7 protein-coding genes and 1 pseudogene are annotated in these 11,978 nt (G+C 66.3%); 6 read left to right on the top strand and 2 right to left on the bottom strand.

Annotated features, from left to right (window positions below; all coding sequences use genetic code 11):
* Positions 1-97: 97 nt before the first annotated feature.
* A pseudogene (locus A9976_RS11940) lies at positions 98-577 on the top strand (DUF3363 domain-containing protein); the annotation flags it as partial.
* Positions 578-603: 26 nt separating this feature from the next.
* Here A9976_RS11940 and A9976_RS11935 read toward each other — a convergent pair.
* Complete coding sequence (locus tag A9976_RS11935) at positions 604-2,517, bottom strand: sensor histidine kinase (RefSeq protein ID WP_183019185.1); 1,914 nt, start codon at positions 2,515-2,517, stop codon at positions 604-606.
* Positions 2,514-3,233 carry a response regulator transcription factor gene (locus A9976_RS11930; RefSeq protein WP_183019184.1) on the bottom strand — a complete coding sequence of 240 codons (720 nt, stop codon included), beginning with the start codon at positions 3,231-3,233 and terminating at the stop codon, positions 2,514-2,516. The genes A9976_RS11935 and A9976_RS11930 overlap by 4 nt, the downstream gene beginning before the upstream one ends.
* Before the next feature lie 206 nt (positions 3,234-3,439).
* Between A9976_RS11930 and A9976_RS11925 the strand changes: the two genes are divergently transcribed.
* The 5 genes from A9976_RS11925 to A9976_RS11905 form a co-directional block, all read left to right on the top strand.
* Positions 3,440-4,771 (top strand): S9 family peptidase, encoded by a 1,332-nt coding sequence (locus tag A9976_RS11925; RefSeq protein ID WP_259649189.1) that lies wholly within the window; start codon positions 3,440-3,442, stop codon positions 4,769-4,771.
* Positions 4,772-4,773: 2 nt separating this feature from the next.
* On the top strand, positions 4,774-6,342 hold the full coding sequence (locus A9976_RS11920; protein ID WP_183019183.1) for a serine hydrolase: 1,569 nt from the start codon (positions 4,774-4,776) through the stop codon (positions 6,340-6,342).
* A gap of 54 nt (positions 6,343-6,396) precedes the next feature.
* Positions 6,397-8,493 (top strand): hypothetical protein, encoded by a 2,097-nt coding sequence (locus A9976_RS11915; RefSeq protein ID WP_259649188.1) that lies wholly within the window; start codon positions 6,397-6,399, stop codon positions 8,491-8,493.
* Positions 8,494-8,566: 73 nt separating this feature from the next.
* Positions 8,567-11,440 (top strand): hypothetical protein, encoded by a 2,874-nt coding sequence (locus A9976_RS11910; RefSeq protein WP_183019182.1) that lies wholly within the window; start codon positions 8,567-8,569, stop codon positions 11,438-11,440.
* Between the two features lie 40 nt (positions 11,441-11,480).
* A partial coding sequence (locus tag A9976_RS11905) for a hypothetical protein (protein ID WP_183019181.1) occupies positions 11,481-11,978 on the top strand: 498 nt, incomplete at its 3' end.

The raw sequence follows: 11,978 nt of genomic DNA, 5'->3' as shown, positions 1-11,978 counted from the left end.
AAGAAAACAGGCGTTGGCAGAACCATACCTTGCAAATCCTGCGTTCAACAACCCGAAGAACTGCGAACCAGATCAACGGCTTGCGGGTTGTTCAGGGCGGACTATCGAGCGCCAGTCCCACGTGATCGGCGCCACTTGGCTCGATCAGCAATTGATCGGTGGCGGCACGGGCCTAGGCGACCTGGGCTTTGACGCCGAGGCCAAGCAGGCGATGCAGCAGCGCGCCGACTTCCTCGCCGAACAGGGCCTGGTCGAGCGGCGCGGGCAGCGTGTGATTCTGGCGCGCAACCTGCTGGGCACGCTGCGCAACCGTGAACTGGCCCAGGCCGCCAAGGACATAGCGGCGAAAACCGGCCTGGAGCATCGGCTCGTCGCGGACGGCCAGCGCGTGGCCGGCATCTACCGCCGCAGCGTCATGCTCGCCAGCGGGCGCTACGTGATGCTCGATGACGGCATGGGGTTCAGCCTGGTGCCGTGGAAATCCGTGATCGAACAGCACCTGGGCCAGCAGTTCGCCGCCACCGTGCGCGGTGGCGGCGTGTCGTGGAATCTCGGTCGCCAGCCAGGGGGATCGTGATGCTTTGCCAGAGGAGAAACAAGGATTCAACGAGGCAGAAAAATCTCCACTTCCAACCCTGCATCCGTGCCGGATCGGGCCGTCAGCGTGCCGCCGTGGGCCTCCACAATGCGCCGGGTGAAGTGATAGCCCAGCCCGCTGCCCTTCTTGCCCAACGCCGCAGCGCCACGGAAGTATGGCGCCCCCAGCTTGTCCAGTTCGCCGGCATCCAGGCCAGGGCCGTGATCGGCAACGCGAATGCGCAACCCAGAGTCGTCCCGGATGGCAGCGATTTCGACCGGACTGTCGGGAGGCGAATAACGCAAGGCGTTGGTGAGCAAATTGCCGATCGCAACGCCGATCAAGGTGCTGTCCACCTCGAACGTGCCTTCAGAACATTCCTTCAGATGAAGGCGCGAACGAAGGTCTGCAGGCTGCTGGCGAATGGTGTCCTCCAGCATCTGGCGAATGCGGCATGGCATGCGCGACAGCGACAGGGCGCCATTGTCCAGGGCCTCGGTCATGAGAAAGCGTTCGACGAAACCGGACAGCGTCGCCGCGTTGCCGCGAATCAGCGTCAGCCTCTGCGCGTCCTTCGGCGGCATGTGCGGCGAGTTGAGCTGCAACATCTGCGCGGCGCGGTCAATCGCCGCCAGCGGGTTGCCGAATTCATGGGAGAGCATGGCGACGAAGTGCCGCTGCTGTTGGGCCCGCTGGGTGACGATGGCGATCTCCTGCTCCGCTGCGGCCTTGTCCTGCTGCAATTGGCGCAGGCGCAGCGCCAGCCCATAGCTCATGACCAGGACATGCACCAGCGCGGCGACCTGGTAGAAGTGGGCCGTCGCGGCATTCCAGGGCAGCAAGCCTTGGTTGGTCATGGTGTTGACCAGCGCGCCGAGCGCAGGGATGACGAAGGCGATCAGGTAGATCATCCACTCGGCGCGGTGCTCGCGTCGCCAGGCTTGCGCCAGCAGGCCCATGGCGATCACGAAGTTCAGTACGTTGAGGTAATTCGCAGACTTCACGACCAGCAGCACAGCGTTCGTCACCAGCGACGGCTGCAGTGCGAAGAAAAGCAAGACCAGGTTCAAGGCGACCGTGAACAGGTACAGGCGGTGGATGCGCGGATGGGTGGCTTTGAGCTGGAGCAGCCGATCCCACATCAACACGATGAACGCAGCCGCACCCAGCCAGCCGATGCGAGGCAATGCGTCCATGAGCCAGGCCGACCGACCCGCGAGCAGCACGGGCAGATAGCCCGTCGCACCCAGGTGGAATAGCAGTTGCGATGCCACGTAGCCCGCATAGGCGGCCATCACCGCGTCCTGTAATCGCGCCCCGAGGATGGCATACAGCGCCACGGCAATGAGCAGGATGCCAAAGTACAGGCCGTGGAAAAAGTTGGCACGGGTCTCGCCACTGGTGAATGCCTCCGCAGGGAGCAGTTCGGCATACATGCTGATGGCATTGGTCGTGCGCACGCGGAAATAGATGTGCATGCCGGGGAAGGTGTCCAGCGGCAGCACGGACAAGCGCGTCAGAGGGCGACTTTCGTAGGTGCGGTGATAGCCCAGCGCATGTGCTTCGAAGCTGCCGTCCTGGCGCTGCACCCAGACATCCAATGCTTCCAGCTCCGGCGAGCCGATGGTGAGCACGCGATGCGATGGGTCACTGTCTTCTGGCCCCAATTCGACGTGGAACCAATGCGAGTCCGTGCCATAGCCGAGGCTGCGGAACTCGGGCAGGCGGACGAAGTGCGAGCGGACGAAATCCGCTTGTGAAACCGCCTCGAAGGGCAGAGCCCCGCTCGCATCCGCGAAATGCTCCAGCCGCCCCTCCAGCGAAACCGGGGCCGAATAGGAGGGCTCAGGCAGGGCCTGAGCCGGGGCGCTGGCCGGCATCGCCAACCACAGCGGCAGCCAGCACAGCAGGAGCCGTAAACCGGGCCAGCCGCGCTTCACGGTGCCAGCTCGCAATGCGCGGCAAAGGTGTAGCCCTTCCCATAGCTGGGCCGCAGGGGCAGCTCCAGTCCGCAAGCCGCCTGCACCTTGCGCCGCAGGCGGCTGGCGGTGTTGTCCAGGTTGCGCAGGGTAAAGGGTGTTTCCTGCTTGTCCAGGTGCACCAGCAAAGCCTCTCGGGTCACGGCCTTGCCAGGCGTTTTGCACAGCGCGCACAGCAATCGCACCTCGGCATGGGTCAGATCGAGCGCCATGCCATTGGGCGTATCCAGCCGCCAATCTTTGGGGTGAAGACGCCAGAGCTGCTCGGCGGGGATGGCCGGGCGGCCGGCCTCATGCCGCCTCAGGCGGCGCAGCACGCCATGGCAGGCCGCTTCAATGACATCCAGGGAACTGCGCTTGGAAAGATAGACGTCGGCGCCCGCATTGAAGCCGAGCACCTGATCGTCATTGGCATCCAGCGCCGTCAGCATGACGACGCCTGTCGCGTTGTTCGCGTCATGGGACCGAACCCGTTGCGCAATTTCCAATCCGCTGGCACCCGGCAATGCCACGTCCAGCAACAGCAAATCGAAATGCACTGCCGGCCAAACAGAGAAAAAACTCTCTGCATTGTCGAAGCCGCGCACCAAAAAGCCGCGCAGTTCCAGAAACTCCACGAGATCTGCCAGTAATCCGGCATGGTCTTCAACAACAGCTACGTGACAAGGAAGATGCATTTGACAAGGAGTTATTCCCACCGAATGGATTGATTTTTTGAAATATACCAACCGATTACTGTTGATTGGTAGGTTTTGACAGCATTTGACAGAAAAGAAGCGGCCCATGGATTGACGGGAAATTTTAGAATTTTTCACAACATGGCAATTGCATGGCGAGGAGGCCGACCAAGCACCGCCAGCAACCGTCTAGTTGGGAATACGCCATGAAGGATCTGTCTTTGCACTTGCCGCGCCGTCGTCACTTCATGGCCGCTGCCACCGCCTGCCTGGCTTTGCCGGTGGGGGCGCAATCCCGGACCGGCGACAAAATGGAGCGCGGCAGCACCCGCGTGGCGGGCTTTGCCAACGCCGAGATGGACTTCCAGTTGATGCGCCAGTTGGGCACGGCGCGGTACGGCGGCGCGGCGGTGGGTGAATGCCTGGCGCTGGCGCGGCGCATACAGGACGGCGTGCCGGCCAGTTGGGTGGCGGAGTTCAGCGCAGCCGCCCAGCGCCAGGAGGCCGACGCCCAGGCCCGCGCCCTGCGGGGCCATGTCGTCAGCGCGCGCGAACAGTACCTGGTGGCCTGCAACAGCTACCGCGCCGCCGAGTACTACTGCGGCGTGCTGGACCCTGAGCACACGCGCCTGGGCCGCAAGAGCCGTGAATGCTTTCTGGCCGCCGTGCGCGGGCAGGACGTGGAGGAGGTTTTTCTGCCCTTCGGCGGCGCGCAACTGCCCGCGTACTATGCGCGCGCGCCCCGCCCGCAGGGCCAGCGGCCCGGGCGCCCCGGCAAGACGCTGCTGCTCATCAGCGGCTACGACGGCACGCTGGAGGAAACCTGGCTGTCCTACGGCCTGGCGGCGCTGGAGCGCGGCTACCACCTGCTGCTGTTCACCGGCCCGGGGCAGATGGACACGCTGCGCTTTAACCCCGGCCTGGCCTTCATCCCCGAATACGAGCACGTGGGCCGCCTGGCGCTGGACTACGTGCTGGCGCGCCGCGAGACCGACCCGCGCCGCGTGGCGCTGATGGGCATCAGCTTCGGCGGCTACTTCGCCACCCGCATCGCCGCGCACGAGCCGCGCGTGCGCGCCCTCATCGCCAACTCGCCCATCGTCGATCTGCACGCCTACATGGCCTCGTTCGTGGGGTTCGACCCGGCCCTGCTGCCCGATGCCGAGGACGTGCGGCTGCAAGACATCGACCACATCCCCGACAGCGCCATTCCTCCGCAGACCCGCGAGATGATGCGCAACCTGATCGTGCGCCTGGGCCAGGCCAGTTTCCGCCAGGCCTACCTGCGCCTGCACGACTTCCAGGTTCAGGATGCCAGCCTGCGCAACATCCGCTGCCCCTCGCTGGCCTTGGTGGGCTCGGGCGAGGGGGCAGAGCCACTGGCACAGTGCGAGCGCTTCCAGCGCGCCGTCGGCGGCCCGGTCTGGCGCCACGTTTTCACCGCCGAAGATGGGGTCGAAGGCCACTGCCAGACCGGCAACCTGGCCTATTCCGCCGCCGTGTCGATGGACTGGCTGGACGAACGGTTCGGCGGCTGAGCATGCGGACGCTTCACCTTCTCCGTTCCGCCGCCACCGCCGCGCTGCTGGCTGCCGTCATGGCGGCCTGCGGCGGCGGCAACCGCGCTGAGCCCAACGCCAGCACGGTGCGCCAGGCCACCGCCCGGCTCGATACCCTGGTGCCGCAATGGATGGAGCGCACCGGCGTGCCCGGCGTGGCCGTTGCGGTAGTGCATGGCGGCCGGACGGTGTATGCCAAGGGCTTCGGCCTGCGGCGGGTGGACGGCAGCGAGGCCGTGGATGCCGATACGGTGTTCCAGCTCGCCTCGGTATCCAAGTCCCTCGCCGCCACGGTGATGGCCGCGCAGATGCCCCCCGGCGTGGATTGGGACACGCCCGTCCAGCGGCTGCTGCCCGGCTTCGCGCTGGCCTACCCCGAGGCGCAGGACAACGCCCGCCTGAGCCTGGGCGATCTGTTCGCCCACCGCAGCGGCCTGCCCGACCATGCGGGCGACCCGCTTGAAGACCTGGGCTACGCGCGCGGCGACATCCTGCAGCGCCTGCGCCACGCCGCCCTCCACCCCTACGGCAGCTACGCCTATACCAACTTCGGCCTGACGGCCGCTGGCGAGGCACTGGCCCAGGCACGCGGCACCGACTGGGCCACGCTGTCCGCACAGGCCCTGTACCAGCCGTTGGGCATGGCCCACGCCAGTTCGCGCTACGCCGACTTCGCCGCCCGGGCCAACCGCGCCTGGGGCCATGTGCAAGTGGGCCTAAGCTACGACAGCTACGACAGCTACGGCGCGCAGCCCGCGCGTTATGCCGTGCAGCAGCCCCCGCGCCAGCCCGATGCGCAGTCGCCCGCCGGCGGCGCCAGCGCCAGCGCGGCCGACATGGCGCGCTGGATGGCGCTGGTGCTGGCGCAGGGCCAATACCAGGGCCAGCAGCTCGCCGACCCCGCCGCGCTGCAAGCGGCGCTGACGGCCCGCCCTGGCGGCGGCTACGGCTATGGCTTCAACGTGGGGCCGGATCCGCACGGCCACCCCAGCGTTTCGCATTCCGGCGCCTTCCTGCTCGGCGCACATACCGCGTTCATCCTGTGGCCGCAGGCCGGGCTGGGCATCACCGTGCTCACCAACGCGCAGCCGCGTGGCCTGACCGAGGCCATTGCGCTGGCCTTTGGCGAACAGGCCTGGGGCGATGTGGCCGGCACCGATTGGCTGGCCACCATGCAGGCCAGGATGCACGAGATGTACCGGCCGCTGGGCCACCTGGCCGGCCAGCCCGCGCCTGCAACGCCCACGCCACCCCAGCCCCTGGCCCGCTATGCCGGGCGCTACGCCAACGCCTATTACGGCGATGCCCGGGTGGTGCTCGGTGCGGACGGCACGGCGCTCGATCTCGTCATCGGCCCCGCCCAGGTGCGCCACCGCCTGCGCCACCACGACGGCGACCTGTTCGCCTTCGACCTGCAGGGCGAGAACGCTCCGCCCGGCTCCGTCTCGGCCGTGCAGTTCAGCCTGGACGGCCCGGGGCGCATGCAGGTCGAGTTCTACGCCGAAGACCTGGCGCACGGGCTTTTCGAGCGCGTGGCCGATGGCCGATGACGGTGGGTCCATTCCCTGCACAACAACACCCAACATCGACGAGGAGTCTCTGAAATGCACATCTCATCTCCACCGGGCACGGCCCGGCACCACGCAACCACGGCCCTGTTGCTGCTCACGCTGACCCTGGCTGGCTGCGGAGGCGGCAGCGGCTCCAACCCCGGCGGCGAAACCGCGCCGCCGCCGGGCGCGGGTGCGCCCAAAGGCTTCGTCACCTGCAAGGACTACGACATGAAGGACATGGCGGTGGCTCCCAAGACCATCACCATCCGCAACAACTCCGAAGGCCAGATCTACCCGGTGCTGGCCACCAGCACGAACGCCGTCAACGAGTGGGTGCAGGGCTGCCAGCGCACCACCGAGCCCTTTCCCACGACGGAGGTCTACAAGCTCTACGTCAACGACGGCCAGGGCATCGCGCCGGGCACGCAGGTCACCATCACGCTGCCTTTGTTCAGCGAGCTTTCGCCGGGCAAGTACGTCACCTGGTGGAACGGCGGGCGCGTGCTGCTGGCCGACCGCAACAAGCGCCTGCGCGGCAGCGAAGACAAGCCCGCGGCCACGCCCGCCGACGTGGAATGCCAGGGCCAGGGCACCGCGTGCAGCCTGAGCACCTACACCAGCCCCGTGCAGTTCCAGGAAGACGTGTTCGCCCAGCTCTCCGAATACACCTTCGGCGACTCCATCATCCCCGCCGGGCAAAGCACGCGGCTGCTCAAGCCCGAGAACGTGGGCTACAACATCTCGTACGTCGATCACGTCTACATGCCCGTGGCCATCGGCGTGCGCGGCAACCCCTACATCGGCTACAGCGGCTCGGCCAAGAAACTGGGTGAATTCCGCTCTGCCCTGGGCAGATTCCTCCAGCCCGGCGGCCTGGGCGAAGGCTGGCCGGTCTACAACATGAGCGAGCGGCGCCTGCCCGGCGGCTACAACATCTTTGCCCAGCGCGGCGGCTACCTGGTCGAAGACCCGGACGTGCCCGTCAAGCCCGCCGACGGCAAGAACCCCCCGGTGCTCACGGTGATGCAGTGCATAGCCAAGGACGGCGCATGCGCCACCCCCGAAGCGCAGCGCGGCATGCAGTGGGGCCAGGCGGTGCAGAACATCCAGGACCTGTGGGGCGCCTGCGTCGATTGGGGCAGTGAAGACCTCAGCGCCTACACCAGCAAGAAGTACCCGCAAGACTGCCCCGCCCCGCTGACCATGCGGGACAACATGGCCCTGGTCAAGGACTTCTTCGCCCAGAACCACCAGAAGTACCGGACCCTGTATGCCAGCGGCGCCTGCCAGGGCAGCGCGCCGCCCACGCACGTTGCCGAGTTCAAGTACTGGGAGGCCGTCAAGCACATCTACGGCTGGGTGCCCTTCAACGAAGGCTGCGGAGCGGGCGCCAACAAGCTGGTGGACACCAAGGCGAACGGCCGCGACCACGCCTACGTGCAGACCCTCTACATCGAGGACCTGCAATACAACTACAAGCAGAGCGCCGTGCAGGCCAACCCCAAGCTCGCCTTCAACCCCTACGTCAAGCTCATCCACGACGACCTGGACATGAGCGCCTACGGCTTCTCGGTGGATGACGCCGTGGGCTTCATGAGCGAGTTGGGCAGCGGCCTGGTCTTCACCGTGGGCGGCACGCCGGGGCTGGAGAACGAAAAGTCCTTCAACTACGCCGATGGCTTCTCGCTCGGCCTGGGCGTGCCCCTGTCGCTGGTGAACCGCCAGAACGTGCCGCTCATCAAGAAATACGGTGTCTGCGCGCTGGGCGCCGACCCCGGCGACCCGAACTGCGACAAGGACAAGCAGGACGTGACCATGCCCGACAACAGCCAGATCAGCGGCTTTCGCGTCGGCACCGTGCCCTCGTACCCCGTGAAGGTGCGCTTTACCGACACGGAGGACAACGTCTACACCGTGCTGGTCAAGGAAAAGTTCGCCAAGTGCACCGGCGCGCTGTCGGGCTGCCCGTCGAACAAAGCCACCATCGTGGACAAGGCCGCGTGCAGCGTCGTCACCCCGCAGGGCGCCAAGCACCCGAAGTCCGACACCTGGTGCGTCAACGCCAACCCCAACCAGGCGCGTGAAAACGACCAGGCCGTCATCAAGAACCACCTGAGCTACCCCGATCCAGTGAAGTACCTGCCCTGACGGTTCATCAGTCAAACAGCCGCCTGGCGCTTTCTGGACAAGCGCAGGCAGCTATGAAAAACGGACTATTTGCATGCAGAAAAACAAAACGCTCCCCGCCATGCTGCCCACCGCGCTGGCCAGCCTGCTCCTTGTCGCTGGCTGCGGCGGCGGCTCGGACGATGCGCCGCCCACCCACGCCTCGCGCTACCCCACGCTGGCCGCGCACGCTTCCATGGACGAGGAGGACTTCGACCGCTACCTGCTGACCGCAGGCAAGGGCACCGCCATCACGCCCGAGACCATCAAGTCCCTCTCGGTCGGCTCCGGCATCAACTCGGCCCAGTCCACCTACAACCTGCGCCCCATCTTCGACCTGGGGCGGCTCAAGGAAGACAGCCGCCTGAACGTGGACACCACCCGCTCGCAGCAGAAAACCGTGCTGCGCATCACCAGCAGCAAGGCCGCCAGCACGTCCGCCGACCAGTTCAGCCTCGACGTTTCGGCCTCCGGCTCATTTGGCGGCGCCAAGGCCGCGGCCGCCTACCACCAGGCCAACGCCCGGCGGGGCACCCAGTCCGACGGCACCGTAAGCGTGCAGATGGTGTCGGCCAACACCAACAACATCGTCTCCATCCTCGGCAGCGGCTTCAGCGGCAGCGAGAACTTCACCGGCTACCTCATCGGCACCAAGCTCACCGACGAACTGCTGCGCGGCTACGTCGCCACCACCGAGAGCACGCCCTCCGGCATCTGCGGCGGCAAGCCCTACACCACCAGCGTCAATGTCAGCCGCTACAAGTACGCCGACACCGATCCCTACGCCAACATCCAGATCCTCACGCGCATGCAAAGCGTGTTTGCCGACCTGAAGGCGCAGTACGCGCTGTGCGCCGACGCCTCCATCCAGACCGTGCTGGTGCGCCAGATGACCGAGCTGCGCGGCAAGATTGAAAGTGCCATCGCCGACTTCTACGCCGTCAACGGCGACGCCTTCGTCTCGCAGACCACCTCGATGAACCAGGCCATCGGCAGCGGCCAGATGTCGTTCAGCAGCGCCGACGGCAATACCGAGGCGCAATACGGCGCCTCGCTGTCGGCCCAGTACCAGACGCTGGCGGGCGGCGCAGGCGGCAGCGCCACCGTGCAGTACTACAAGCAAAACGGCTGGGCCAGGGCGCTGCAGAACGTGCAAGTCCAGGCCGAGGCAAAGCCCGCCGGCGTGGCCGACACCACGGCCTGGGTCGGCAGCATCCAGGCCATGCTCAAGGACCAGGGCAGCTCCCTGGTGCCACCCATGGGCAGCCTGCCCAAGGACCCTGGCGTGAAGCTGCCCACCCCAGTCGGCCCCCACCACGACGAGGAAGCCCCGCCGGACACGGCCTTTACCTCCTACGACCAGTGGAAGGAGTACCTGGCCGACAAGAAGAAAGCCGCCCAGGATGCGGAAGAACTCGCGCGCGCGAAGAAGCGAGTGGAAGAACAACCGCTGATCGTCAACGACAAGGCGCTGCTGCAATCAGGCCTGGGTGGCGATGCCTACCTCCAGCTCATCGCCGAGCTGGACGATCTCAAGGAGCGTGCCCGGCAGAACCAGCAACTCCAACACCCGCCGCAGGCCGGTGCAGGCGACGGCAACCTGGTGCGCTTCGACAAGATGTTCGTCAGCGGCTTCGAGACGATGCCCTACGACGCCGTCATCCCCCAGTTGCGCCCCGACCTGGACATTCCCGGCATCGACAAGGCCATCGGCAGCTTCCCCAACCTGATGGAAATCATGCTGGTGAGCGAAAAGCTCGGCAAGCTCGACTCCTACCTGGCCTTTCTCGCCAACATTCCGGTCAGCAACGTCACGCCCCAGATGAGCGTGCGCTACCACGAGTTCTTCCAGAAGGCATCCACCCGCGCCTACGACCTCGTGGCCCTGGCCCTGAGCCAGGGCACCGACCTGACGCCCGCCGTGCTGGCAGGCTACAAGAAAGCAATGCTCGGCACCGCCGCCGCCTCGGCGCAAAGCGAGCTGTACCAGAGCCTGCAAGACATCGACTACTACCACTACGTGGTGGGCACCCTGCTCGACCCCGCCAAGGGCAAGGCGTGGACCGCCGCGCCCGGCGGCTATCTGCCGATGCGCTGGAATCCCGACGGCAGCGGCGGCATGCAGTTGGTCACCTGGACCGCGCTGTCGCAAGAGCGCGGCGGGCAACGGGGCAAGGAGGGCGTGGTGGCGATCGATTTCACCAACCCCAACGCCGACCCGCTCACGCTCTACCGCAATGGCATGAAGACCCTGCAGACGCCCTGGTACCCGGTCTATGTCTTCAACCAGAGCCAGGCGCCGTCGCTGGTGTTCGTGCAGCACTTCGGGGCCTACCAGGCCATCTACGGCGCCCGGTGGGTGACGCGGCCCTTCGACGGCGACACGCCCGTCACCCCGAGCCTGGTGCCCAAATGGCTGGACTACCAGCCGCTGGGCAACAAGGACATGCGCACGGTCATGACGAGTGCCGACAACAACTTCTTGCCGCACCTGGACTGGGATTACTCGGTGTACTTCCCCAATGCCAGCAACGACCCCGCGCGCCTGCAAAAGTACAACGCGCCCACGATCAAACTGCCTGGCGACTATGTGAGCAGGTTTGAAAGCGGAGAAACCCTCTACACCGCCGCGCACTCGGCGGCGGTGCGCGATTTCACTAAAAACGACTACGACAACAGCGCAAGGTCCGATGCCACCTACAACGCCTTCCGGCTGCCCACTCACCGCGATTGGCGGCGCATGAGCGACGGTCAGGTGGTCGGCATCGGAGGCTCATATACCTACCTGATGCTACTGCCCCTGAATGCCACCACCACCGGCGAGAGCCTGACGCAGACGCTCAACTACGCGCCCGATCGCGCGCCGATGGACGTCGTCACCCCCACCAGCCTCGACCTCGTCAACAAGCTGGCCGTGCTGCTGGAGTGAACCGGCACAGGCACCCCATCTGGTACCGAAACAAAAGCCGATGCATAGACATTCACAGCGGATTCCCTCCTTCACATCCTTCATCGCCACCACGCTGGCCACCGCCGCGCTGCTGGCCTGCGCCAGCGCCCAGGCCGAGAACGCCGCCGCCGGCGTGCTGCGCGATGCGCTGGCGCTGGCGGCCTCCGTCCCGGGTACCCAGACCATCGACCTGGCGCCGGTGGCGGGCCAGCGCATCGAGCTGGATGCGCCGCTGGTCATCGACAGCAACGTGATCATCGAAGGCCGCGGCGTCACGCTCGACGGCCAGCTCAAGGGCCGCGTGCTGCAGGTGAACGCGGGGGTGACCGCCACCGTGCACCAGCTCACCGTCACGCGCGGGCTGCTGGCGGGCCAGGGCATTGCCTGGAACGGGACCTGGCAATCGGGCTCGTCGCTGGGCGCGGGCATCCACAACGCGGGCCAGCTCACGCTCGATGGCGTGCAGGTACTGGGCAATTACGCCACGGGCGGGGGCGCAGGCGGCGGGGGCGTGGGC

The organism is Delftia sp. UME58 (assembly GCF_014170385.1).
Classification (GTDB): Bacteria; Pseudomonadota; Gammaproteobacteria; order Burkholderiales; family Burkholderiaceae_C; genus Comamonas; species Comamonas acidovorans.
Note: the sequence above shows the minus strand (reverse complement) of the source record. Positions and strands in the feature narration are given on the sequence as shown.